This is a genomic window from Candidatus Baltobacteraceae bacterium (genome assembly GCA_036489885.1).
In the GTDB taxonomy this organism is placed as follows: domain Bacteria; phylum Vulcanimicrobiota; class Vulcanimicrobiia; order Vulcanimicrobiales; family Vulcanimicrobiaceae; genus JAFAMS01.
The window spans coordinates 1042669-1068603 of record DASXEW010000003.1; the positions used below are offsets into that span (position 1 = coordinate 1042669).

A 25935-nucleotide genomic window follows, 5' to 3' on the forward strand; every position below is an offset into this window, starting at 1 on the left:
ATTACCCCACAATTGTAAGCAGCATTGACGTTGCGACGAACCCGTCGAAAAACAACTTGATGTGCTGTTGTCCCGGCGTCGCGAGCGGCTGGTACGGCAACTTATCGTAGTAGCGGTCGTACTCGTGCTCGCCCGGATCGAAATCCATAGCCGCCAGACAACGTTTATCGTACCGTAGGCGTCGATCGATCTCTTCGATATCACGGCGGCGATAGATAACGCCTTTACCGCGCGTGACCGTTTTCGTGTTGGAGGTGACGTTGTACTCGGTCGTGTGAACGGCGATGCCGCCCTTCTTGAGCAACTTCGATGAGCGCAACAAGAACTGCACGCCATGCTCGAGACTGCCGAGATGTTCGAAGGCGCAGCAGCTCCATACGAAATCGAGCGAGCCGTCTTCAACGAAGGGCCACTCGCGATTCATGTCTGCATATTGGAGCGTCATGCGCTTGTCGAATGTCGGGCGGTCGAGAATCTTTTCGACGTACAGGTCGTCCGGTGAGCGCGGGTGCTGGCCTACGCGCCCCCACACTTTCCCCATCCGGCTGCGCGGCTCGATATCGGTCGCGATGACGTCGACGCCGTGCGCTGCAAACAGCGACGGAAGCGGTTCGATTCCGACCGCAAATCCGAGCGCTCGCATCCCCGGCTGTAGCTTCCCACGCTCCCACAGCGATTGTGCGACCGCGCAGTACTCCCACAGCTTGCGGTGATACGGCGGATCTTCGGGGCGTGGCGCAAGATGCATCGCTTCGTACCAACGCCGGTACCAATCGGAGTTGAAATGCTCGAAACGGCAAACGAGCGAGCCTAGCATGTGACGATCAATGCGTCGGCGGCGACGGCGCCTCCCGGTTTCGCGCGCACGAAAATCGGGTTCAAATCGGCTTCGGCCAGCCGGCCGGCGCTGTCCGCGGCGAACCACGAGAGGGCGACCAAGAGATCGGCGAGCGATTCGAGATCGTAGCTGATCCCCGTTCGCGCGCCGCGCAGAATCGGGGCTGCGCGCAGCTCGTCGATCATCTCGAATGCTGTCGCGCGATCGAATGGCGCGAAGCGCCGGCTAACGTCACGAAGCGTTTCCGTAAAGATGCCGCCGAGGCCGAAGACGACGAGCGGGCCGAAGACGCGGTCGTTGACGACGCCGGCCAGCGCTTCGATGCCGGTGAGCGTCTCCGCGACGAGCACGCCCTCAGCGCGGCCGTCGACGCGCTCGAGCATTTCTTTCGCAGCTCCGCGCAACGAAGGCAGATCGGAGATACCTGTGCGAACGCCGCCGACTTCCGTTTTGTGCGCGATCTGCGGTGCATCGATCTTGACGACGACCGGGAACTCGAATGGTAATCGTTCGATGTCGTTTATTGCGGCGCGCGGGACGACGATCGAGCGCGCAAACCGAATCCCGTAGGCTTCCAGTAATGCTTGCGACGCGCGTTCGCCGAGTTGTCGCGCATCAGCCGGCAGCGCAGCCGGTCCGAGATTCGTGGGACGCTGTGCGTTCTTAGAAACTCCGCGACGCGCTTTCCTCGCAAACGTGCTGATTGACGCTGCTGCGAATGCGGCGCGAACGGGTGTCGGGTAGATTGCGATGCCTGCATCGCGCATGATGCCCATCCCGCGCACGGCGCGTTCGGGCGGCGCGGACCAGGCGACGAAGACCGGTTTTCTTGACGCGGCGATTATCGGTGCAATCGCCGTCGTAACACGCTCGGCTGCCGGATCGGGAACCGACGCAAGATAGAGGATGAGTTGATCGACGTTCGGATCGTCGCGCACGACTTCGAGCGTGCGCGAGAAGACGTCGAGCTGATTGAAGACTTGTGCCGTGACGTCGATCGGATTCGCGAGGGATCCGAAGTCGGGCAGAATCGAACCCAGCTCGTGTGAGCTCGCTTCCGTGAGCTGCGGCAGCTGCAGACCCGAGGTCTCGCAATGATCGGCCATGAGAACGCCGGCACCGCCAGAGATCGAGATCACGCCGGCCCGGTCGCCTTCCGCCCAGCGTTGCATCGCGACGCCGCGGGCAACGTCGACCATCTCGTCGAGATCGTCGACCTCGATGAAGCCGCCGCTGCGAAACGCTTCTTTATACAAGTCGAAGTCGCCGGTGAGATTGCCGGTGTGCGACGCGGCTGCGCGCCTTCCCGTCGTCGTATTGCCGACCTTCCAAATCATAATCGGCTTGCGCAGCTCGAGCGCGCGTTGTCCCAGCGCGACGAGCTTGCGGCCGTCGCGAATTCCTTCGAGATAGGTGGCGATCATCGAAACGTCGTCGCGTTCGAGCGAGTATTCGATCAGATCGAGCAGCGTGACGTCCGTTTCGTTGCCGGTGGACACGACATAATTGAAGCCGACGCCGGCGCGCGCCGCCATCTGCGCCATGCCGTATCCGAATCCGCCGCTTTGCGTAATCATTGCGATCGAACCGGAGCCGAGCTCGCCGTCCTGAAAGATCGAGCCGAACCCGCCATAGAATTTCTCGCAGAAATTCAGGATGCCCTGACAGTTCGGTCCGATGACGCGCACGCCGCTCGATGCGATCGCATCGCGCAGACCGGCTTCGAGCTCGCCGCCGCGCTCGCCGACTTCACCAAAGCCTGCAGCCAGCACGATTGCGAATGGAATCTTCGCATCACCGCAGGCGCGAATCGTGTTCGCAACGTGCGGCGCCGCGACGGCGATCAGCGCAACGTCGCAGGGCTGCGGAACCGATGCGATGTCCGGATAGCAACGAAGCCCCGCAATCTCGTCATACTTTGGGTTGACGGGATAGACGTGGCCTCGGAAACCAAACTGCGTATTGGCGCGCACGGGTTGTCCCCCGATGCGCGAGAGATCGGCCGACGCGCCGACGATCGCAAACGCTTTCGGCGAGATCAGCCGATCGAAGTTCACGCTAGGCTATAAGACGACGCTCGGCTTGACGCCTTTCTTCTCGAACGCCTTGCTCAGCAGCGTGGTGAGCTCGCCGTTTTGCGCCATCGGCCCCAGGATGTCGGTATCGCCGTAAAACTGTCCGTCGATGAAAACCTTCGGTAGCGTCGGCCATTCCGTCATCTGTGCGAGCGCTTCGCGCTTCGGCATATTCTCGAGCACGTCGACCACTTCGAACGGATAGCCAAAGTGATTGAAAAATTGGATCGTTTCGAGTGTGAAGCCGCAACGCGGCGCGTCCTTCGTCCCTTTTCCGTAGACGAGAATCGTATTGGCGGCGACTTCGCGCGTAATTTCCTCGCGCAGTGAGTCAGAGTCAGGCACTGGGGACCTCCGTCTTGAGTTGAAGCGCGTGAATGCGTCCGTCTTGACGCGCAGCTTCGAGAGCTGCATACACCATGCGATGTTGATCGAGTAGCGACTTTCCGCTGAAGGCGTTGGAGCGAACGCGAATGTCGTAGTGGTCCATCGTCCCCGTCATGTCGGTGACGACCACATCTGCATCAGGCATCTGCGCGCGTATGAGCGCGACTACTCCATCTCTATCAATCATTGCCGGTCAATTGCGGCGGAGCATCCCCGCGCAACACACCCACAAACCGGGTCGCCTCGCGGATCGTTTCGGTAAGCGCCGTCGGGTTGTTGGCGAGCAAGCGGGCAAGGCCCGCCGACGCCACGATCGCCGCTGAGCCGAGCAGGATGGCCGGAACGCCACGCGCCTTGAGTGGCCCGAGCTCCAGCCGAAACGTCTTCGTCACCCGCGAGAGATCTCGAAAGTTGAACATAGTCCGGGCCCATTTGGAGAAGCGGGTCCCCTTGTCATCCCGAGCGTAGGGACCCGGATGAAGATCGACTCGTTTGAATGGCAGGTTCCGGCGGAGTTCAACTTCGCGCGCGACGTGATCGATGCGCTCGCCAAATCCGACGGGGCGCGGACGGGCCTCATGTTCCTGGATGGGGCGAAGAACCGCACGAACTTCACCTTCGGCGAGATTTCGGCGATCTCGCAGCGCTACGCGCGCGCCCTCAGCGACCTCGGCATCAAGAAAGGCGATCGCGTGATCGTCTTGCTGCCGAAGATTCCAGGCTGGCTGTTCTCGATGCTTGCGCTGGACCGCATCGGTGCGGTCGTGATTCCGTGCTCGGAGCAGCTGCGTGCAAAGGATCTGTTGTTCCGCGCGACCCACAGCGAAGCGAGCGCGATCGTCGCGCACGTCAGCAATGCAGCCGAAGTCGATCAGATGCGCGGCGACGCCACATTGCTTCAGCGCTTTGCCGTCCTCGGCGGCGAGCGTGCGAATTGGACGGCGCTCGAGCCACTCGCCGAGCGCGCCAAACCGGAAGCGGGCGTCAAGACGCTGCCCTCCGATCTCGCGTACATCGTCTACACGAGCGGCACGACCAAAGATCCAAAGGGCGTCGTGCACGATCACGCCTACACGTTTGCGAAGCGGATGCAAGCCGCGTTTTGGCTCGACGCGAAGCCTAGCGATCTCTTGTGGTGCACGGCCGGTACGGGCTGGGCAAAATCGCTATGGAACGTGCTGCTCGGACCATGGTCGTGCGGTTCGACGATCGTCTTGCACGAGGGCGCCTTCATTCCGGAAGAGCGCATGGACTTGTTGCGCGATCTCGGCGTCACGGTGCTTTGTCAGGCACCGACCGAATATCGTCTCGAGGCGAAGCTGGAGAAGCTCGGCGAGCGTTGGAAATTCCCGAAGCTGCGGCACTGCGTCTCGGCCGGCGAGCCGCTGAATCCCGAGGTGATTGCACGCTGGCGTGATGCCTTTGGTCTTTCGATTCTCGACGGTTACGGACAAACCGAGAATTCGTTGCTCGTTGCAAACCTGCCGGGGATGGAAGTGCGTCCCGGTTCGATGGGCAAGCCGACGCCCGGCCACACCGTCGGTGTGATCGACGAGAACGGCAACGAGCTTGAAGCCGGCGAGGTAGGCGACATCGCGGTGCGCACCTCGCCGCGCCCGCCGACGCTTTTCAAAGGCTACTATAAGAATGAAGAAGAGACGTCGCGCTCTTATCGTGGCGGCTGGTACCTCACCGGCGATCGCGCGCAGCTCGACGATGACGGATATTTTTGGTTCGTTGGGCGCGCGGACGACGTAATCTCATCGGCTGGATACCGCATCGGGCCGTTCGAGGTCGAGAGCGCATTGCTCGAGCATCCGGCCGTCGCAGAATCTGCCGTCGTCGGGAGTCCTGACGCCGAGCGCGGCAACGTGGTCAAAGCCTTTATCGTGCTGCGTCCCGGTCACGAAGCCAGCGATGCGCTCGCGCGGGAGCTGCAAGAGCATTGCAAACGCGTGACCGCGCCCTACAAATATCCGCGCGAGATCGAGTTCATCGCCGAGCTGCCGAAAACGCGCTCCGGAAAGATTCGGCGCGTCGAGCTGCGTCAGGCCGAGCTGCGCAAGAAAGGCGCCACGGCCGCAAGCGGCTACGTGTAGCAGCCTCGCCTTGTCATCCCGAGCGTAGGCGCGAAGCGCCGTAGTCGAGGGACAGCCTTTATCTTGCTAAGCGCGACTTCATTATTTTCCTCGAACTCGCAGACAAACGATCACCACTGTCCCTCGACTACGCGCCTGCGGCGCTACGCTCGGGATGACAAGTGTGGCGCTACGCTCGGGATGACAAGAGCGGCCTCGCGGGTAAAGGGCGCGGCATGAAGGCCGTACGACTCAACGAGCTCGGTGGACCCGAGAAACTTCACGTCGAGGATATTCCGAAACCAAAACCTGCGGCGGGCGAGATTCTCGTCAACATCAAGCGCGCGGCGTTGAACCGGCGTGACGTGTTTATCACGCAAGGGCTCTATCCGGGGATCGAGTTACCGAAGACGCTCGGTTCCGACGGAACGGGAACGGTCGCGGAGCTCGGTGAGGGCGTGAGCGGGCCGAAAGCCGGGACGCGTGTCCTCATCGATCCGACGATGAATTGGGGCGAGGACGAGCGCGTGTGGCAGCGTAACGGCGGCGTGCTCGGCATGCCTCGCGAAGGCACGTTTGCGGAATTCATCGCTGTGCCGGCTGCGAACGTGCATCCCGTACCCGAACACTTGAGTGACGACGAAGCCGCAGCAGTTCCGTTGGCCGGCGTCACCGCCTATCGTGCGTGCTTCTCACGCGGCGAGCTAACGAAAGACGATGTCGTTTTGGTTACCGGCGTCGGCGGCGGCGTGCAAAGCTTCGTATTGCTCTATGCGAAAGCGTGCGGCGCTAAGGCCATCGTCACCTCAGGCAGCGAGGATAAGCTTGCGCGCGCGAAAGCAATGGGCGCCGATGTCTGCGTCAACTACAAGACGTCCGAGAATTGGTCGAAAGAAGTGCGTGAAGCCGCAGGCGGCGGCGGTCCGTCGCTGATCGTCGACTCGGTGGGCGGTGATACGCTCGGTAAAGCCATCGATATCGCGCGGCCGGCTGCGCGCGTCGTCATCTACGGCGGCACAAACGGCGATGCGAAGATTCGTCCGTTCTCGATCTTTTGGAAACAGCTCGACATTCGCGGAACGTCGATGGGCAGTCCGGAAGATTTCCGGCACATGCTCCGGCTTTTCACCAAACACAAGCTTCGGCCGGCGGTCGATAAAGTGTACCCGATGAGCGAAGCCGCGAAAGCCGCAGAGCGCTTAGCCGGACACGATCAATTCGGGAAAGTCGTTCTCGAGATTACTTAACCGCCGAGACCATCTTTTCGGTGACCGCGGGTGCATCGTTGCCCCACGAGCTGCGCACGTACGTCAGCACCGCCGCGATGTCGGCGCTCGAGAGCGTGCCTTTCCACGACGGCATGCCGCCGCTATACTCTTTTCCGTTGACCGTGATCGGCGTGTTCAAGCCGTGCAAGACGATTCCGATGACTTTGGCCGGATCTTTTGCCGTCACGTCTTTGTTGCCGGCGAGCGGCGGAAAGACGCCGGGAGATCCCATACCATTCTGTTGATGACACGTCGCGCAATTCGTATTGAAGATGCTCTTACCGTCGGAGGCAGCGTTCGCAACTGAGCGTTCACCGGCGTGCGTAGCGACTAGTAGCAAGACGAATACAGCCGCGAATCCGATCGATCTCATGCAACGACTCCCGCTTAAGCGACGCGATATTCAATCAGGGGAAGTTCGACGGAACTCCCGAGCTCTTCGCGGGCTACAGCCGCAGCTTCGGGGTCGGCGATGCGCTGAAGATTGGGGTTGAGGATTGCGGCTTCCTCCGGCGTCGGTTTTGTCGGCAGAATCCGCGGAACGACGCGATTCTCTTCCTCGAGCGCGATAAGGTACGCGAGTATTTGTCGTGCTGCGGCAGGCCACAGACGTTGATCGATGCCGGCATAGATATTTTCGACGAGCTTGGGGATCGTTGTTGGACCTTTTTGCAGCTCGGCAATCAGTTGAAGCTCGCGCATCTTACGATGCTCGATGTATTCGATCAGCTTGGCTTTCGGATCGTCGACACGTTCACCGTGTCCGCCGTAAATGGCGGCGGAGTCACTGTGTTCGTTCAGCAATCGATCCAGAGTACGTTGGTACGGACGCATCGCGCCGCCCGGCGGCGCGACGACGACGGTTCCCGCTCCGAGTACGACGTCACCGGTAAAGAGCGTGCGCTCTTGCGCGAGCGCGAAGACCAGATGGTCGACCGCGTGTCCTGGTGCGTCGACAACGTCGATCGTCGCGTCGTCGAATTCGAGCCGCTCGGCGTCTTCGAGCGTCCGGTCGGTGGGAAATTTCGCGTACGCGTGCGCCCAGACCGGCGCACCGGTGCGACGCGAAAGGGGCGCCGCGGCGGGTGCGTGATCCGGGTGACCGTGCGTAACGAGGATCGTACCGATCCTCGCGCTCAGCTGATCGGCGGTCGCCACGATGGCGTCGACATGTTTCTCGATCAACGGGCCGGGATCGATCACGAGTACGGAATCGCGTGAGGTACGGACCAAATACGTGTTCGTTCCGGTCAGCGTCATCGGCGAGGGATTCGGCGCGCGCAACCGTGTAACGCGCTCGGAAAGCGTTACCATCGACCGTCCAGACCGTCCGGCAACATGAAGCGGCGTGGTTCGGCTTGCACGGGTTCGACCGGGTAGATCGACTTCGTCATCGCAAAGCCGTGCATCGCATCCAGCGTCGTGTACGGTGCGAGCCGTTGCAAGTGCATGATCGTCGGAAAGATCATCGGAAAATTTCCGTCGGCGTTACGCCGCAACGCGTCGGCGGGTGAAATCCAAAGCCCCGCGTGCGTTTCGATCTCGTCGCTGCTTGCGGCTTGTCCGGGTGGCGCGAACGCAAGATAGAAATGCGTATCAAAGCGGTGGGATTCCGTGGGTGGAGTGATCCAGTGCGAGAAGTGCCAAAGCCGGCGCGAATCGAGTACCACGCCGAAGGCTTCGAGAATCGCGTTGAGGGTCGTCGTGCCGGCGTGCAACGCAGTCCGCTGCTTGCGCAGCTGCGCGTCGTCGAGTATCGCCGGGTACCCGGAAGAATCTGCGGTGAGCAAAATGCCGGCTTCTTCGAAAGCTTCGCGGAGCGCCGCGACTTCGAACGCCGGATCGGCAGATTCGCGCTCGGAATTCGGCGCTTCGGCGTTGCGTAACAGGCGTGAGCGCGCCAACTCGGCATCGAGCGCGTCGACTGCGCCGCCCGGAAAGACGAACACCTCGGGAAGAAATGCGCTGCTTGGGCTACGGCGCAGCATGTAGATCTCAGGCACGTTTCCGGAATCGCGCGCCAGCATTACCGTCGCTGCCGGGCGTATCTTGACCGCTGGTTCGGTTCGGTCCATAGTCTGAGCGTTGCCGGATGAGGAGGTCCCAGTTCCTGCAAATGCGAGTCGCAATCGGAGCCGCAGGTCGGTCGCGCAGTCGGGGAAGCCGTCGCCTCGGGACGCGCTGAGTGCGGCGTCGTGATGTGTTGGACGGCGACGGGCGTAACGATTGCCGCAAACAAGGTACGTGGCGTTCGCGCAGCGCTTTGCGCCGACGCCGCGGAATTAAAAGACTAGGGGCTCGCGTATGGCGAGCCCCTATGTTGCCTTTTCGGCGTGCCGCTCAGAGCAGCACTTATCTTTGCGGTGGATCGGCATTTGAACTCGAGTTCGAGCTCACACGAACCTCCAGCAATTACTTTGCGCTGACGAATCGTACCTTATCGGTGTGCCGGATTGATTACCGGCTGCGAGTCCCCAGGTGGATCTTGCGGTGTCATCCGCCCTCCACGTCAGCAGTAAGTTCCCTGATCAAGGTTTGTCCACCGTAACGCTACTGGAGCGAAATAGCAATACGTGTGTTTCACATTTAGGAATTTCGACTGGTGCTAGTGATTCTCAATCCAAAGCAAAAATGGAAGCATCCAGTTGATTACATGTGCAGTCCAACAATAAGGGCACGGTTGTTTGGTGCGAAACAGCAAGCTGTATGCCAAAGCAAATGACATCGCTGCGGCAAGCAAGCTTGCAAGCAAAGCGAGCCGGCGTCCCGGGCCCAGGGGGAGTGCGACAGCGAGGGCGACGGACGGGTAGTAAATGAGGCCGAAGACGGCATTGGGAACTCGTCCGACTAGGCGAGCTGCGGGGGTTTGGACGACGCTCGGCTCAGTCAGCTCTCCGCGCGCAGCGCGGCGAGCCTTGATGGCCATGAATGCGGAGGCGTAGAAACCCACGGCGCAAAGAAGAAAGACCGTGAGCACGGGTACTGGCATTTCGGTACGCTTTGGGCTAGGCGCGTTTTGGCGCAAGCTCGAGGCGGCCGCTATAATGGCCGGCTCGTTTGCTCTCGCAACCTTCGTCGTTTACCACCGCGGGGACATTCAGGATCTCTTATGGGACCTCGGCTGGATTTCATATCCGTGCGCGCTCGTCTTGATGACGGTCGTAGCGTCCGCGCCGTTTTCGGTGACGGACGCGCTTGCCCTCATGAACGGTGTGGTTTTCGGCCCGCTCGCCGGCTCGGTCATCAATGCAGGTGGTCTCATCATTGCGGCCGTCATCGCCTATATGATCGCGCTGCGTACCAACAAGCTGCTCGACGTCGAGCAGCGTCTCGAGCGTTTGCCGGCCTGGATCAAGCGCTGGCCCGTGGCATCGCCGATGTTCTTGATTCTCGTTCGTCTCTTGCCGGGAGTCGGCGGGACGGTCGCCACTCAGGTCGCGGCAGCCTATCGCGTCTCGCTGTGGACGCAGATTTGGACGAAATGTGTCGTCGCCATTCCGATCGCGACGGTTTTGGCGGTCTTCGGTGACAGCGCCGCCGACTACGTTCATCAGATTACGCAGCCGGTGAAGACGTACGTCATCGAGCACAGTAAGACCGTGCATCTGCCGAAGATCCGTCTGCGGCACACGCCGCCGGCCGCGCCCGTTCCGGAGCGAACGCCCTGAACGTCAACATCGTCTCCGACACGAGCGCACTCGCATCGCTTTGCGCGCGAATTGCGGATGCGCCGCGCGTCGGTCTCGATACGGAATTTCATGCGGAGCGTTCGTACACTGCCAACTTGATGGTCGTTCAGGTCGCGATTCCCAAAGGCAACAACGGTGGGATCAACGAGGTTGCGATCATCGATCCGCTCGCGGTTCGCAATCTGCGTCACCTCGTCGACGCACTGCACGCGACGACCGTCGTCGGTCACGCGCTCACCAGCGATCTCAAGATTTTCGCCGATCAGTTCGAGATGCTGCCCGCGGCGGTTTTCGATACGCAGCTCGCCGCGGCGTTTTGCGGCTACGGTCTCTCGATCTCGTTGCTCGATCTCGTGCGCGATCTCACCAAAGTCCAGCTTCGCAAATCGCAGACGGTCAGCGATTGGTCGACTCGGCCGCTTTCCGTCAAACAGGTCGACTATCTCGTCGACGACGTCCGTTATCTGTTCTCGCTGCAAGACGCTTTGATCGAGCGTTTGCGCGAGCGTGGGCGCCTAGAGTGGGTCATCGAGGAATGCCGCGGGCTTGCCGATGCAACGCGGTATCGTCCGGACCAAAGCCGTCTCTATCTGAAGATTCCTGGCAATTCGCGGCTCAACCGGCGTGAGCTCGGCGTGCTCAAAGAGCTTGCGGTTGCGCGCGATCATGCGGCGCGCGAGCGCAACATTCCGCTCAAGTACGTGATTCCGGACGATGCTATGGTCGGCATCGCACAAATCCGTCCGAAAACGACCGAAGATCTGGCACAGCTTCGCCGTCTGGACAATGGCATTCGCCGAACATTCGGCAAGATGATCGTCGATGCAGTGAAGCGCGGCGAAGAGATTCCTGAGAACGATCTGCCGGCCAAACCGATTCGCTCACTTACTCCGCAGCGCGAGTCCTTGGTTTCGACGATGAACGTGCTCGTCAACGCGATCGCCGCCGAAAACGATCTGCCTGCGACTTTACTCGCTCCGCGTTCAGCGCTCGAGCGCGTTGCTCGCGAGCTGCCGCAAACGTATGACGCTTTCGTCGCGACGCTCGGTCTTGCGCCTTGGCGGCGGGAGCTCATCGTGGAGCCGCTGTGGCGCTTCTTAAGCGGGCGAGTTCCCCTGCGAATCGAGGGCTACGGGGAGGGAGTGCCGCGCACCATCGTCGGCGAACCCTGAGCGCCCTATGCCGAAAATCGACTCATTCAAAGCCGCTGACACGCTTCGAGTCGGAAACCGTTCGTACCGATACGTTCGCCTCGATGCACTAGAGCGCGCAGGCGTTGCGCGACTCGCAGAGCTTCCCTACTCGATAAAAGTTCTGCTCGAGAATCTGCTGCGTTACGAAGACGGCAACACCGTCAAACGCGACGACATCGAAGCGCTTGCGAAGTACAGACCGGGCGGCGAGCAACGCGAGATCGCATTTCGACCGGCCCGTGTGTTGCTGCAAGATTTCACCGGCGTCCCCGCCGTCGTCGATCTCGCCGTCATGCGGGACGCAATTGCGAAGATGGGTGGCGATCCGAAGAAGATCAATCCGCTGCAGCCCGTCGAGCTGGTCATCGATCACTCGGTGCAAGTCGACGCGTTTGGTTCGGCCGGCGCCTTCGCGCGCAACGGGGAGCTCGAATTCGAACGCAACCGCGAACGCTATCTCTTTTTGAAATGGGGGCAAGGCGCGTTTTCGAATTTCCGCGCCGTTCCGCCCGACACGGGTATCGTCCATCAGGTCAACATCGAGTTCCTAGCGCGCGTCGTCTTCGGCGCGGGCGGTGCAGGCTCGCCGGCACCCGCGGGTGAGACCGACGCGTATCCGGACACGGTCGTCGGCACCGATTCGCACACGACCATGGTGAACGGACTCGGCGTCGTAGCTTGGGGCGTCGGAGGTATCGAAGCCGAAGCCGCAATGCTGGGTCAGCCGATCACGATGTTGATTCCGGAAGTCATCGGCTTCAGGCTGACCGGCAATTTGAAGGAAGGCGTCACGGCAACCGACTTGGTGCTGACCGTCACCGAGATGCTTCGCAAGAAGGGCGTGGTCGGTAAGTTCGTCGAGTTTTACGGCAAGGGACTTTCGAATCTCGCGGTCGCCGATCGCACGACGCTCGGTAACATGTCGCCGGAATACGGTTCGACGATCGCCGTCTTTCCGGTCGATCATCGCACGCTCGAATATTTGCGGCTCACAGGACGTTCCGACGATCAAGTCGCGCTCGTCGAAGCCTACGCCAAGGCGCAAGGTTTGTACCGGACCGACGAAACGCCGGACGCAACCTACGCGGATACGCTCTCGCTCGATCTCGGTGAGGTCGTTCCGAATCTCGCCGGACCGCGCCGTCCGCAAGATCGCGTCGCGCTCAGCAATGTGAAGTCGTCGTTTTCCTCGGCGCTTGCCGAATGGCAAAAAGCCCGCGGTGGAAACGGTAAGCCCACGAACGGCGCGCTGGGTGACGGCGCTGTCGTCATCGCGGCGATCACGAGCTGCACGAACACCTCGAATCCATCGGTTATGATCGGCGCCGGGCTCGTCGCAAAGAAAGCCGTCGAACGCGGAATCAAACCAAAACCGTGGGTGAAGACGAGCCTTGCACCCGGCTCGCAAGTCGTCACCGATTATTTGGAACGCGCGGGCTTGTGGCCGTATCTCAACGAGATGGGGTTCAATCTAGTCGCTTACGGCTGCACGACCTGCATTGGAAATTCCGGTCCGCTGCCCGACGAGGTCGCAAAGAAAGTCTCCGACGAAGATTTGATCGTAGCTGCGGTGCTTTCGGGAAATCGCAATTTCGAAGGCCGTATCCATCCCCAAGTGCGCGCGAATTATCTCGCGTCGCCGATGCTCGTCGTCGCGTATGCGCTCGCGGGCCGGATGGACGTCGATCTTACGACCGAACCGCTCGGCACGGACAAGAACGGCAAGCCCGTGTTTCTGCGCGAGATCTGGCCGTCGAACGAAGAGATTGGAAAAGCGGTTGCCGACGCCGTGCAATCCGCGATGTTCAAGAAACGTTACGGCGACGTCTACACCGGTGACGATCGCTGGCGTGGAATGGCTGCCCCGACGGGCGAGCGCTACGCTTGGGACGCGAAGAGCGAGTACGTCAAACCCGCACCCTACTTCGACGGCATGCCGGCGAAACCGGAGGCCAAGCCGGATATCGTCGATGCACGCGTGCTCGCGGTACTCGGGGACAGCGTCACGACCGACCACATTTCTCCGGCCGGAAGCATCGCGAAATCGAGCCCTGCCGCAAAGTACTTGGTCGAACACGGCGTCGAGCAGCGTGACTTCAATTCTTACGGCGCGCGCCGCGGCAATCACGAAGTGATGATGCGCGGCACGTTTGCGAACACGCGCTTGAAGAATATGCTCGTCCCCGGCGTCGAAGGCGGCGTAACGCGCTATCTTCCAACCGGCGAGCAGATGTCGATCTATGACGCGGCGATGCGTTATAAAACCGATAAGACGCCGCTGATCATCCTGGCCGGAAAAGAATACGGCAGCGGTTCATCGCGCGATTGGGCTGCAAAAGGTCCGATGCTGCTCGGCATCACCGCCGTGATCGCGGAGTCGCTGGAGAAGATTCACCGGAGCAACCTGATCGGTATGGGCATTCTTCCGCTCGAGTTCGCAAAAGGCGTCACGCGCGAGTCGCTTGGCCTTACCGGCGAAGAGTCGTTCACGATTCGAGGGCTCGCGACTATCTCGCCGCGTCAGACGCTCAAAGTCGAAGCGAAGTTGCCCGGTGGAAAGACGACGACGTTCGAGACGATGATTCGTATCGACACGCCGGACGAGATGCAGTATTACCGCCACGGCGGCATCCTGCAGTACGTCTTGCGCCAAATCGCCGCATCATAGGGGTGTCATCCCGAGCGTAGCGCCGCAGGCGCGAAGTCGAGGGACAGCGCGATTGCCCAATCTCCCGGAAATCAGGCGTGCGGCGAAGGTCGTCCACTCGGTCTTTCCGGGAACTCCGCAATATACGTGGCCACTGCTTTCGAAGCGCCTCGAAGCCGAAGTGTGGGTCAAGCACGAGAACGAGACTCCGATCGGCGCATTCAAGGTCCGCGGCGGACTTTCGTATCTCGAGGCGCTAGCCCAAAAACATCCGGTTCGCGGCGTGATCACGGCCACGCGCGGGAATCACGGACAGAGCATCGCGTTCGCGGCCGCGCGGCACGGCGTCAATGCCACGATCGTCGTCCCGCACAACAACAGCGTCGAGAAGAATGCGGCGATGCGCGCCTTTGGTGCGGAACTCGTCGTGCATGGCCGCGACTTTCAAGAGGCGGCCGAATATATGCAGCGGCTCGCGGTCGAGCGCGATCTGCACGAGGTGGCTTCGTTCCATCCATGGCTCGTCCGCGGTGTCGCCACGTATGCGCTCGAGTTCTTTGATGCCGTCCGCGATCTGGATGTCGTATACGTGCCGATCGGTATGGGATCGGGAATCTGCGGGACGATCGCAGTGCGCGATGCGCTCGGTCTCGCGACCCAAATCGTTGGCGTCGTCTCAGATGCCGCGGATGCCTACGCCCAATCGTTCGAAGCCGGCCACATCATAACGACCGAGAGCGCCGACACGTTTGCCGACGGCGTAGCATGCCGTGTGCCCAATCCGGACGCGTTCGCGATGATTCGTCGCGGTGCGACTCGCGTGATTCGCGTCAACGATGCTGAGGTCAAAGCCGCGATGCGTGCCTATTTCACCGACATCCACAGAGTCGTCGAGGGTGCGGGAGCAGTGCCGCTCGCCGCTGCCATGCGCGAACGCGAATACCTACGCGGGAAAAAGATCGGGCTCGTAATTTCTGGGGGGAACATCGACCGGGATCTCTTTGCGGGGATCCTCGCGGCGCATACCGGGTGACGCGTTCCGAACTGCTCGCGAAGGTTGCGGGCATCGAAGGCTATCTGAGCGACGATGAGGCCTGGCTGCTCTACCTCGCCGCGCGCAGCTTGGCGGCAGAAGCTCCGCGCATCGTCGAGATCGGCTCGTACAAAGGGCGCTCGACGATCGCCATCGGTATTGCGCTCGTCGAACGACGCGCGGGCAGTCTGGTGGCAATCGACCCGCATGGTCCAACCGGCAAAACCAGCTACACGCTGGAGCATGGCGACGCCGACACGTTCGTTGCGTACGAGGCCAATCTCGCGCGCGCGGGCGTCTCCGCGTATGTAACATCTCTGCGTGCGACGTCAACGCAGGCGCGTCCGACCTACGACCTGCGGCCGATCGACATGCTCTTTATCGACGGCTCGCACGACTATGAAGACGTTCTGGCCGACATCGATGCGTGGGCGCCGCTCCTAGGCTCGGGGTCCATCGTCGCCTTCAACGATCCGTACGTTCCCGGTGTGAATCGTGCGATTCGTGAGCGCATCGCATCCGGAATGCTGACCCTCGCATCGTTCCGCCACGTCAACAACACGCTGTTCGCACGCAAGGTCGAAGCTGCCCCGAACCACCGCGGAATGCCGCTGCCATTGGCGCTGTATTTCAATGTGGAGCAGCTGCGTTTCAGGCTGCTCAAGCTTGCGCTTCGTGGTACTCTCGAAGCGCTCGGCATTGTTTACGTACGTCCGTCGGACGTGCGACTACCGGATTGGCGCCTCTTCTAAGCCGCCTTTTTTGCCGGCCAGGATCTGCTCGAGCGATTCGGGTTCGCGCGGCGGCGGCGAGAATTTCAGGTAAACGATCGGGACGAGCAGCAACGTCAGGAGCAGCGAGCTCGTAAGACCGCCGATGACGACGGTTCCGAGCGAACGTTCGGCTTGCGAGCCCGGATCGAGCGCGAGCGCTAGCGGCAGCATGCCGGCAATCATCGCGCACGTGGTCATGATGATCGGACGGAACCGTTCCATCGCGCTTTCGCGTACGGCCTCGATCTCATCGAGCCCCGAATGGCGCAGACGATTCGCAAAATCGACAAGCAAGATGCCGTTCTTCGTGACGAGACCGATCAGCAAGACGGCGCCGATGAACGAAAAGAGGTTCAGCGTTTCGTGCGCGAGCGCGAGCGAGCCCAAGGCGCCGACGACTGCAACGGGTACGGAAAACATGATGACGAACGGCGTGCGATAGCTGTCGTAAAGCGCGACCATCAACAGATAGACGAGCGCGATCGAGAGCAGGAGCGAAACGCTCATCCCGACCACCGTGTCGTGCACCGATTGCTGGTTGCCGCCGGTAATCGGCTGAACGTGCACGGTCGGGGGCAAGTGCAATTGACGTACGCGCGCGTCGAAGGCGCGTTGAACGTTGGAAAGTTCGGCGCCCGGCGCGATGTTGGCGCCGATGTAAACGACGCTTTGACGATCGATGCGCGCGATCAGTGGCGGCGCGGGTGCGTATTGCAAGTGTGCAATATCGCCGACGTGGACGATCTGACCGCTGTTCGAGCGGACGGGGATTGCCGCGATAGCTGCGAGGTTCGTTTGATCGCGCTGCGGATAGATGACTTGAACGTCCTTGAGCCCATCGACGCCCGTGAACTGTGTCGCAATGACACCGCCGAACGCTGCGCGGATCGCCGTCGATGCGGTTCCGATCGACGTGTTGAGCGTACGGGCGCGGTCGCGATCGAATTGAACCTCGACCTGCGGCGAATCATCGGTTCCGGTCGTCGTGACGTCGACCGCACCTTTTGAATTCAGGAGTGCTTGATAGACCTGCACCGCATATGGCGCCGGATCGACGTCGCCGGTCGCGCTGACGACCTCGTCGATCGGTTGCTGGATTCCACCTTGAATGTCAGTCGCAGGGATCACGACGATTTTCGCGCCGGAGGCGATGCGCTGTGCGCGAGCCTGAATGCGTGTCGTCCACGTGGCTGTCGACTGCGAACGATTAGGCCGCAGAAATAAGTGCAGCTGCCCGATCGCGCCGTTGTTGATGTAGCCCGAAAGGTTCCCAACGTATGCGCCGGCGAGCGCCGTCTCCGCGGACACGTCCGGAATCGTATCGATGTAGCGCTCGACAGCGAGGACGCCTTGGCGCGTCGTCTCGAGCGGCGTTCCGGTCGGATACGTCAGCGTAACGTAGATTTCACCGCGATCGACCTGCGGAACGAATTCGAACCCGACGATACCGAGAGGGATTAGCAGCAACGCGAGTGCGAGCGAGCCGAATGAGATGATGACGACGGCGAGCCGTTTTTCCAGCGCCCACTCGAGTGCGCGTGTTACGTACCATCCGCGCAGCGAATCGAACCCGGCAGCGAACGAATCGATTATGCGCCACGGACGCCACTTCGAGAGCAGCGACCAGCGGCCGGCAAGGGCCGGCGTTACCGTGAAGGAGACGAACAGCGACGTGAGCGTCGCCACCGTGACGACGAGTCCGAATTCGCGCAAGAACAACCCGACCGAACCCGGCAAGAACGAGATCGGTAAGAAGACGACCACGTCGACGAGCGTGATGACGATGGCGGCGACGCCGATCTCCATTCGGCCGCTGACCGCAGCATTGCGCGGATCCTCGCCGTTTTCGTGATGGCGCTCGATGTTTTCCAATACGACGATCGAGTCGTCGACCAAAATGCCGATGATCAGCGTCATCGCGAGCAGCGATACCGTGTCGATCGTGAAGTTGGCCATCCGCATCGCCGCGAGCGTGACGAGCAGCGACGTCGGGATCGCGAGCATGACCACAACCGCATTGCGCCACGAATGCAAGAAGAAGAGCATCACGATTCCGGTAAAGATGATCGCTTCGATCAGCGTGCGGATAACACCGGAAAGCTGCTCTCTGGTGTAGGTAGCTTGAACGTTGAGAACGTCAAAGTGAATGTTCGGATACGCGCGCTCGAGCCCGGGCAGAGCGCGCAGCACAGATTCCGATGCCTGGACTTCGCTCGTGTTGCTGGCTTTTTGCACGTCGAGCGCGATGCTTTGCGAGCCGTGCGTGTATGCATAGACTCGCTGAGGCTCGAACGTATCCGTAACGCTTGCAATGTCGCCGATGCGGAAGAGCCGTGCGGACGAACCGAACGCATTTGTTCCGGACGGCGTCGACGTCGATCCGCCGCTGACCAGCAAATCGGCAACCGAAGGCGGCGTGGTGACATCACCGCGAATGTCGATATTGGTCTCGCGATTCGGCGCGTATGCGATTCCGCCGGGCGCGCGGACGTTGTTGTTCGCGATCGTGTTGGTGACGTCCGTGAGCGTCAACCCCGAAGCGAGCAGTTGATTCGGATGGACGTTCACCTGGATCGACGGATTCACTGCCCCGTTTTCGACCACGTACGAAACGCCCGGGATTTGCTCGAGCGAAGGGACGACGCGATTCGTAACGACCGAAGAGAGCTCGCCGGGCTGTAGCGAGTTGGAGCTCGCGACCAACGAGACGACGACTGCTTCGCTCGGATCGTAGATTGAGACTTGCGGCGTCGTTAGGTCGTTCGGCAATTGGCGTTGCGCGTTTTGGACGCGGCCCTGGACTTGAACGAGATCGGTGTTTACGTCCGAGGAAAGCATGAAGTGCGCGACGATCGTCGCCTGTCCCGACTCGATCGACGTTTCGATCGTGTCGAGGTTGGGCGCGCCCGCAATCTGATCTTCGAGCGGCCGAACGATTGCATCGCGCAGCTCGCTGGTCGACGCGCCCGGATACGTGATGAGTACTTGAATCGTCGGAACGTCGTAGTTGGGGAACTGCTGTTTGACCAGGACGACGGCTGCAATGCCGCCCGCCAACATGGTCAAGAGAACGAAGACCGTTACCAGTGTCGGACGTTGAACGAAAAGACGTGTGATCTGCATTAGGTGCTACCCGCCCCCACGGGCGTGCGCGGCGCAGGCTCGAGGTTCGAGGGCGGCTCGTGCGATTGGAAATGGCGCGGGGCCAGCCACACGAAGGCGACAGGGACGAGCACGAGCGTGAGCAGCAGCGAGCTGGTGAGCCCGCCGATCACAACGATACCGAGCGAGCGGCGTACTTCGGAGCCTGGTTCGAGCGCGATGGCAATCGGCAGCATGCCGGCAATCATCGAGGCCGTCGTCATGACGATCGGACGGAATCGCTCTTGAGCGCTTTCGCGAATCGCGGTGTAGCGGTCGACTCCGGCGCGAATATGATGATTCGCGAAATCAACGAGCAGAATGCCGTTCTTCGAGACGAGACCGATCAACATAACCGTGCCGATCAGCGAGAAGAGGTTTAGCGTCTGGTTCGCAATTGCAAGCGAGCCGAGTGCGCCGACGGATGCAACCGGAATCGCAAACATGATGATGACCGGCAAGACGTAGCTGTCGTAGAGTGCGACCATCAACAAGTACACGAGCGTAAACGAGAGGATCAGCGCCCAGCCGAGACCGCTGACGGTCTCCGCCAGATTCTGCTGTTGACCCCGCGCGTTCGGAATCACGTGGACGGTGTTCGGCAGATGAAGCGCGGCGACGCGTTGCAAGAACGCGCGCTGCACGTTTGAGAGGGCAATCCCCGGCGTCGTGTTTGCGCTCACGTGCACGACGGTTTGGCGATTCGTGCGTGTGATCAGCGGCGTGTTCGGATCTTGCACGAGCTTCGAGACGTCACCCGCGTACGTTACTTGCCCCGTCTTGGTGCGCACGGGAATCCGATTGATCTCGTCGACGGACGATTGCGCGCTTTGCGGATACGTCACCTGAACGTACTTGACGCCCAGGTTGGTGAAGAATTGAGCCGCGGTTGCGCCGCCGAACGCGGCGCGAATTCCGTTAGCCGCCGAAGCGATGTCGACGTCGAGCGCGCGAGCGCGTTCCCGGTCGAAAACGACGTCGACCTGGGGAGCAAGGATCGAGGCATTGCTTACCGCGTGAACGATCCCCGGCGTCGATTCCAAGACGGCGAGGATCCTGGCTGCATACGGATTGGGGTCGTCATTATCAGAGGTGATATTGTAATCAATCGGTTGTGCGTTGCCGCCGCCGGTTCCGGTGGCGGGGATAGCGACCGGATTTCCGCGCGCATATTTCTTGCGAGCCATTTGCGTCAGCGCCGTCGCCCAAAAGGTCGTTGAGTGTTTGCGCTTATCTTTGAGGAAGACGTGAATCTGGCCGACCGAGCCTTGCGTCACGCCGCCGCCGAAGCCGGCTTGATAGGATCCGGCCGTTCCCGTCTGCTTCTCGACATCGGGGATTTTTGCGATCTGTTGCGTGAGATCGGCGATCGCAGCATTTGTCGTCGCGAGCGGCGTCCCCGTCGGGAAGGTGAGCTGCATGAATATTTCGCCGCGATCGATCGGCGGAATGAAATCGAAGCCGATCACGTGCAGCGGAATGAGGCTGATCGCTCCGATGACGGAGAGCACGCACGCGATCATCACGCTGCGCGGGTGACGTAAGCCCCACTCGAGGACGTGCGTCAGATACCATGTGCGCACCGCTTCAAAGCCGCGCGTGAAGGCTTCAACGACGCGCGGTGCTTTATGCGCTGAGAGCAGCGACCAGTTTCCGGCCAGCGCCGGCGTGACCGAGAACGAAACCGCGAGCGACGTCAATGTCGCGACGACGACGACGAGCCCGAACTCGGAGAGGAAACGGCCAGTGACGCCGGGCAGGAACGAGATGGGCAAGAAGACGACGACGTCAACGAGCGTGATGACGATGGCGGCCGCGCCCATCTCGGTACGGGCCAGCAGCGCGGCCGTCTTGGGAGCCTCGCCGCCTTCGAAGTGCCGCTTGGCGTTCTCGAGGACGACGATCGAATCGTCGACCAGGATTCCGATGCAGAGCGTCATCGCGAGCAGCGAGATCGTATCGATCGTAAAATTCGCAAGGCGCATCACGAAGAGCGTCGTCAGCAAGGACGTCGGAATCGCGATCATCACGACGATCGCGTTGCGCCACGAGCGCAGAAAGAACAACATCACGATCCCGGTGAAGATGATCCCTTCGGCGATCGTGTGATAGACGGCGCTGAGCTGCTGTTGCGTGTACGTCGCTTGGTTGTTCAGGACGTCGAAACTGATGTTCGGATATTCTGCCCGCAGGCGGGGCAGGGCGCTCGTGACATTTTCTGCCGACGCGATCTCGCTCGCGCCGGTCGCTTTCTGAACGCCGAGCGAAATTGCAACCGTCGGCCCGACGTACGAATATGTACGTTGCACTTCCGAAGCATCGATGACGCTCGCGACGTCGCCGATTGCTACCGTACGTTGCGAGACACTCCATGGGTTGAGCGTCGAGGTTGAGGCGGATTGCGCGATCGAAAGCGGCGAGGTCGTTCCGGCCAGCGCCGATGATGTTGCCGCCGTCGAGCTTCCAACCGGCGCACCTTGGCCGACGCCGCGCAAACCAGTTCCACCCTGGGGGCCGGTGAGTGACGCCGCGCCGGTCGAACCGGCCGACGCCGCATATAAGGGAAGCTTGACGACGGACGCGACGTCGGTGACGTCACCACGAACGTCGATCGACGTCTCACGATCGGCTCCATACGCGAGACCGCCCGGCGCGCGCAAGTTGTTGTTCGAGATGGCTTGCACGACGTCGCCGATGACGAATCCCGACGACGAGAGCGTCTTCGGATCAACATAAACTTCAATCGCCGGAGCCACCGTCCCGTTCGCATTGACGTTTGAAACGCCGTCGATCTGCTCGATCTCGGGGACGAGATTGTTAGTGACGATCGCGGAGAGGGCTGCGCGCGTGAGCGTTCGTGATGAAATGGATAGCGTCACGACCGTCGCCTGCCCCGGATCGAACGTCCGAATCGACGGTGGCGATAGATCGTTCGGCAAGACGGAGCGCGTTGATTCGACACGCCGCTGGACTTCAACCAGATCCGTCGTCTGGTTCGAGTCGAGCGAGAAGGTCGCCGCGATCGAGCCCTGACCGTTTTGGATCGAGCTGTTCATGTGATCCAGGTTGGGCGCACCGGCGATCGCGTTTTCGATCGGCCGCACGATCGCATCGCGAAATTCGGTTGGCGATGCGCCGGGATACGACAAGCTCACGAAGACGGAGGGGAAGTCGATGTTTGGAAAGTTCTGTTGCACGAGCGTCGCCGTAGCAACCGTTCCGGCTAGCGCGACGAGCGCGCATACGACGACGACGAGAGAAGGTCTGCGGACGAAGAGTTGCGTCAAGCGCATGGCGAGGTGTGCCTTACTGCGTTTGGTTGCGACCGCGGCGGCCGCGACCCGTGCTCGCGCCGAGCGGTTGACCGTCGGTAAGGCCGAGCTGTCCGTCGGCGATGACGCGTGTACCGCTCGTAACGCCGGTGACGATCGATGTCGTGCCATCGTTCGCAAGCTCGCGCACGTGCGTCAACTTTGCGACGCCCTTTTGTGCGATCATGACCGTCGAGCGCGTGTCGTCGAGAAACGCCGTCAGCGGAATTCCGGTGCCGCTCGTTGAGGGAAGATCGATCGTCCCGGTAACTGGAACGCCGGCTTGCAGAACGTCACCGGGGTTTTCGACCAGCGCTTTCACGGTAAAGTTCGTCGAGCCCGGGGCGACTTGTCCAAGCACCGCGACGACTTTGCCCGTGTATGCGCGTCCGGTCTGATCGCCGCCAGCGTGCAGGGCAACCTGCGCGCCGCCTTTGATGCGGAAGATGTCGGTGCTCGAGGCGTTGAGCTCGGCGTAGACGTGCGAAAGTTCTTGAATCGTGAAGAGCGTGCGCCCATTCGGATACTCGCCGGGATTGAGATTACGGTTGATCACGACGCCGTCGACGGGCGAGGCGATCGTAGCGCGCGAAATCTCGGCGCGAATTTGATTGGCAGTCGCGCGCGCCGAGGCTGCATCGGCGGCAGCGGACGCGATATTCGCCGCTTGTAAGCCTTTGCCGGGAACTCCGTTGACTTGCTGATTCGTGATCGCCGAGTTGAGTGCGGCTTGTGCTGAGCGGACACCGGCTTGATCGTTCGAAACGGTCGTGCGCTGCTGATCGTACGTCTGCTGCTGCAAGTAACCTTGCGAGACGAGCTGCTCGTCGCGCTGCAGCGTCAACGTATCGAGCGCAAGCGTGTGCTGCGCTTGCATGAGCGATTGACGCGCCTGCTGCACTTGTTCGGGGTTTTGCCCGTAGTTGAGCTGCGCCGTGTAGCGTGCTTGCGAAACCTTCGCCTCGTCGGAGGCCGCCGTGCGCAATTGCGATTCGAGCTGCGCCTGCAGATCGGCGGTGTCGAAAACGGCGATGACCTGTCCCGCACGGACCCGATCGCCTTCGTTCACGCTGACGGTGTCGGCAGGTTCGGAAAGCGTGCTCGAGATCGCAACGTTTTGCAGCGGCGCGATGATGCCGGCGATGACCAGCGTCGGATGAACGGAGGCCTGGTGCGCAACAGCCGTCGGTATCGGCGCCGGCGATGCCGGTCCGCCGAAGCCACCCCGCATCCGGTTCGAGCCGCGGCCGCAACCGGCCAACAGGACGATTACGAGCAGTGCAACGGCGGCGGTCAGCCGCAAAGAATACGCCTTCATATATACGCCCCGTCCACGCTAGGGGAGAATGCTGAAATACCCCTGAGACTCCTGGGCTAGTCTCTTTTGGGTAGCCTGGCTGCGAATGGCTAGTGCGATCGCCACGAAGAGCAAGACGGCCCCGGCGAGCATCGCTCCTGCGAGCGCCTCGCGGAAAATCACGGCGGCCAGTACTGCCGCAATGACGGGTTCGAGGAGCGTCGCGAATCCGACCGTCGTCGGCGTAAACCAGCGCAGCGAAACATTTATCGCCGTGTGTCCGAGCAGTTGCGAGATCAGCGCCATCGCAATGATGCCGAACCAGGCGGTGTGATTGGTAAGTGCTGGGGGATTCTCGTGAATGGCTAGAGCGAGCACCGCCAGGACGATTGCCGCCCACGAATAGGTTCGGGCGATGATGGCGAGCGTATCGAGATCGCTGCGCACCGAGCGCACGACGGTAAGGTAGACGCTCATCGCGATCGCGCCAAGCGTTGCGAGAAACGCGCCGAGCAGTACGTGGCCTGCGATCGGAGCCGGCTCCGAATGCTGCATTACGACGAGTGTGAGACCTGCGGCGCCGCACACGATTGCGAGAATAAAGGAAAGGCTCGGCTTGCGGCGCGCAACGAGCGCCTCAAAGGCTCCGGTGAAAATGGGTGATGTGCACACGAGCAGCGTCGAGATTGCAATCGACGTGAACTCGAGCGATGCGATCCATCCGGCAAAGTGAACGGCGAGAGCGACGCCCGCAATTGCGAGCAGCGCTTCGCGACGCGGGTCGAGCCATTTGCGTGACGTGCTCCGCGTGGCCGCGAGTGCGACGACGATTAACGCGGCAATGCCCAGACGCAGGTAGGAGACCGCCACCGGTCCGGCGCCGCCGAGCGCAAATCGCGCAAAGATCGCGGCTGCGCCGACGAATAGCTGAGCGCCCGCGAGGGTCGCGTACCTGATCACGCCCTGCGCAGGACCTCCGGCCCGGCGCTGCGCAAGGGGGTTATAGGAGGAAGATCATGTTTCGCAGCGGGCAGCATTTCGTTCAAATCCCCGGGCCAACGAACGTCCCGGAGCGCGTATTGCGCGCGATGGACCGTCAGATCGTCGACCATCGCGGTCCCGATTTTGCGGAATGTACGCTCGAGATTTTGCCCGCGATGCAAAAGCTCGTCAAAACAAAAGATGCAAACGTAGTCCTCTATCCCTCGTCCGGAACGGGCGCGTGGGAAGCAGCCATCACGAACGTGCTTTCGCCCGGCGACCGCGTTCTTGTCATCGAGACCGGGCAATTCTCGAATCTTTGGGCGGATCTCGCGCGACGCTTGGGCATCGACGTCGAGCTGATTCCGGGAGATTGGCGCCACGGTGCCGATCCCGATGAGATCTCGCGCCGGCTCAGCGAAGATCGCGAGAAGCGCATCGCCGCCGTCATGGTCGTGCACAACGAAACCTCGACCGGCGTTACGTCGCGCCTTGCGGATGTGCGCGCTGCCATCGATCGTGCGAGTCACCCGGCGCTGCTATTGGTCGACACGGTTTCGTCGCTTGCGTCCATCGATTATCGCCACGACGAGTGGGGCGTTGACGTCATGGTCTGCGGTTCGCAGAAGGGCTTGATGCTCCCGCCGGGGATCGGCATCAACGTCGTCTCGCGCAAAGCGCTCGAGGCATCAAAGCGTTCGCGTTTTCCGAAAGCGTATTTCGATTGGACGCCGATCATCGAAGCGAATGTGCAAGGCTTCTATCCGTATACGTCGCCGACGCTGATGTTCTTCGGGCTGCGCGAAGCGTTGCGAATGCTGCATGAAGAGGGCTTGAAGACGACGTTCGAACGGCATGCGCGTCTGGCGGAAGCAACGCGCCGCGCTGTCGGAGGTTGGGGTCTCGAGATTCTGGCGCGCGATCCGCGCGAGTACTCGAACACCTTGACGGCAGTACTCGTTCCGGAAGGCGTCGATGTCGACAAAGTGCGCCTGAAGATATTGGAGCGCTTCGATGTTTCGCTCGGAGTCGGTCTCGGCAAAGTCAAAGGCAAGATCTTCCGGATCGGTCATCTGGGCAGCATCAACGACGTGATGCTGGCCGGCGTGCTGTGTGCGGTGCAAATGGGCCTGCGGCTTTCGGGCGTCGATATCGAAGACGGCATCGCACCCGCTCTCGAGTATTTGGCCGAACCGGCACGCGCACCGGCGCTCGCATAGCGTA

Annotated in this window: 20 protein-coding genes; 8 read left to right on the plus strand and 12 right to left on the minus strand. The window is 61.3% G+C overall.

Annotation, left to right across the window (positions count from 1 at the left end):
* Position 1: 1 nt before the first annotated feature.
* From VGG22_10955 to VGG22_10975, 5 genes are read right to left on the minus strand one after another with little or no spacing between them, the layout of a single operon-like run.
* A complete protein-coding gene (locus VGG22_10955) occupies positions 2–817 on the minus strand; it encodes a class I SAM-dependent methyltransferase (protein HEY1728884.1) in 816 nt (271 codons plus the stop codon).
* Positions 811–2895, minus strand: a complete 2085-nt coding sequence (locus VGG22_10960; protein HEY1728885.1) for an acetate--CoA ligase family protein — start codon at positions 2893–2895, stop codon at positions 811–813. The genes VGG22_10955 and VGG22_10960 overlap by 7 nt, the downstream gene beginning before the upstream one ends.
* A 6-nt stretch (positions 2896–2901) precedes the next feature.
* The gene (locus VGG22_10965) at positions 2902–3258 is read right to left on the minus strand and encodes a glutaredoxin domain-containing protein (protein HEY1728886.1); all 357 of its coding nucleotides are present in this window, start codon (positions 3256–3258) and stop codon (positions 2902–2904) included.
* Positions 3251–3487 (minus strand): BolA family protein, encoded by a 237-nt coding sequence (locus VGG22_10970; protein HEY1728887.1) that lies wholly within the window; start codon positions 3485–3487, stop codon positions 3251–3253. The genes VGG22_10965 and VGG22_10970 overlap by 8 nt, the downstream gene beginning before the upstream one ends.
* Complete coding sequence (locus VGG22_10975; GenBank protein HEY1728888.1) at positions 3480–3692, minus strand: hypothetical protein; 213 nt, start codon at positions 3690–3692, stop codon at positions 3480–3482. Before VGG22_10975 ends, VGG22_10970 begins: the two co-directional genes overlap by 8 nt.
* Before the next feature lie 84 nt (positions 3693–3776).
* On the opposite strand from VGG22_10975, the gene VGG22_10980 reads away from it, so the two are divergent.
* Together VGG22_10980 and VGG22_10985 are read left to right on the plus strand one after the other, a co-directional pair.
* On the plus strand, positions 3777–5399 hold the full coding sequence (locus VGG22_10980; GenBank protein ID HEY1728889.1) for an acyl--CoA ligase: 1623 nt from the start codon (positions 3777–3779) through the stop codon (positions 5397–5399).
* A gap of 215 nt (positions 5400–5614) precedes the next feature.
* On the plus strand, positions 5615–6625 hold the full coding sequence (locus VGG22_10985; protein ID HEY1728890.1) for a zinc-binding dehydrogenase: 1011 nt from the start codon (positions 5615–5617) through the stop codon (positions 6623–6625).
* Here VGG22_10985 and VGG22_10990 read toward each other — a convergent pair.
* Genes VGG22_10990 through VGG22_11000 form a run of 3 tightly spaced genes read right to left on the minus strand, consistent with a single transcriptional unit; the run spans position 6618 to position 8721 of the window.
* Positions 6618–7019: a cytochrome c gene (locus VGG22_10990; GenBank protein ID HEY1728891.1), complete on the minus strand. Its 402-nt coding sequence runs from the start codon at positions 7017–7019 to the stop codon at positions 6618–6620. The two genes, VGG22_10985 and VGG22_10990, sit on opposite strands and share 8 nt — an antisense overlap.
* 14 nt (positions 7020–7033) lie before the next feature.
* Positions 7034–7960, minus strand: a complete 927-nt coding sequence (locus tag VGG22_10995) for an MBL fold metallo-hydrolase (GenBank protein ID HEY1728892.1) — start codon at positions 7958–7960, stop codon at positions 7034–7036.
* Complete coding sequence (locus VGG22_11000) at positions 7954–8721, minus strand: NUDIX hydrolase (protein HEY1728893.1); 768 nt, start codon at positions 8719–8721, stop codon at positions 7954–7956. The genes VGG22_10995 and VGG22_11000 overlap by 7 nt, the downstream gene beginning before the upstream one ends.
* An 894-nt stretch (positions 8722–9615) precedes the next feature.
* Here VGG22_11000 and VGG22_11005 point away from each other — a divergent pair.
* Genes VGG22_11005 through VGG22_11025 form a run of 5 tightly spaced genes read left to right on the plus strand, consistent with a single transcriptional unit; the run spans position 9616 to position 15960 of the window.
* Positions 9616–10314 carry a VTT domain-containing protein gene (locus tag VGG22_11005; protein ID HEY1728894.1) on the plus strand — a complete coding sequence of 233 codons (699 nt, stop codon included), beginning with the start codon at positions 9616–9618 and terminating at the stop codon, positions 10312–10314.
* Positions 10315–10322: 8 nt separating this feature from the next.
* The gene (locus VGG22_11010) at positions 10323–11507 is read left to right on the plus strand and encodes an HRDC domain-containing protein (protein HEY1728895.1); all 1185 of its coding nucleotides are present in this window, start codon (positions 10323–10325) and stop codon (positions 11505–11507) included.
* A 7-nt stretch (positions 11508–11514) separates the two neighbouring features.
* Positions 11515–14196 carry an aconitate hydratase AcnA gene (gene acnA / locus VGG22_11015; protein HEY1728896.1) on the plus strand — a complete coding sequence of 894 codons (2682 nt, stop codon included), beginning with the start codon at positions 11515–11517 and terminating at the stop codon, positions 14194–14196.
* 52 nt (positions 14197–14248) lie between these two features.
* Positions 14249–15208, plus strand: coding sequence for a threonine dehydratase (locus tag VGG22_11020; GenBank protein HEY1728897.1), 960 nt, complete (start codon positions 14249–14251; stop codon positions 15206–15208).
* Positions 15205–15960: a class I SAM-dependent methyltransferase gene (locus VGG22_11025; protein HEY1728898.1), complete on the plus strand. Its 756-nt coding sequence runs from the start codon at positions 15205–15207 to the stop codon at positions 15958–15960. The genes VGG22_11020 and VGG22_11025 overlap by 4 nt, the downstream gene beginning before the upstream one ends.
* On the opposite strand, the gene VGG22_11030 is transcribed toward VGG22_11025, so the two are convergent.
* The 4 genes from VGG22_11030 to VGG22_11045 are packed head-to-tail and all read right to left on the minus strand — an operon-like array spanning position 15937 to position 24690.
* Positions 15937–19104: an efflux RND transporter permease subunit gene (locus VGG22_11030; GenBank protein HEY1728899.1), complete on the minus strand. Its 3168-nt coding sequence runs from the start codon at positions 19102–19104 to the stop codon at positions 15937–15939. The two genes, VGG22_11025 and VGG22_11030, sit on opposite strands and share 24 nt — an antisense overlap.
* On the minus strand, positions 19104–22415 hold the full coding sequence (locus tag VGG22_11035) for an efflux RND transporter permease subunit (GenBank protein ID HEY1728900.1): 3312 nt from the start codon (positions 22413–22415) through the stop codon (positions 19104–19106). Before VGG22_11035 ends, VGG22_11030 begins: the two co-directional genes overlap by 1 nt.
* 13 nt (positions 22416–22428) lie before the next feature.
* The gene (locus tag VGG22_11040; GenBank protein HEY1728901.1) at positions 22429–23751 is read right to left on the minus strand and encodes an efflux RND transporter periplasmic adaptor subunit; all 1323 of its coding nucleotides are present in this window, start codon (positions 23749–23751) and stop codon (positions 22429–22431) included.
* Between the two features lie 18 nt (positions 23752–23769).
* The gene (locus VGG22_11045) at positions 23770–24690 is read right to left on the minus strand and encodes a DMT family transporter (GenBank protein HEY1728902.1); all 921 of its coding nucleotides are present in this window, start codon (positions 24688–24690) and stop codon (positions 23770–23772) included.
* 56 nt (positions 24691–24746) lie between these two features.
* Between VGG22_11045 and VGG22_11050 the strand changes: the two genes are divergently transcribed.
* Positions 24747–25931, plus strand: a complete 1185-nt coding sequence (locus tag VGG22_11050; protein HEY1728903.1) for an aminotransferase class V-fold PLP-dependent enzyme — start codon at positions 24747–24749, stop codon at positions 25929–25931.
* The last annotated feature ends 4 nt before the right edge of the window (positions 25932–25935 follow it).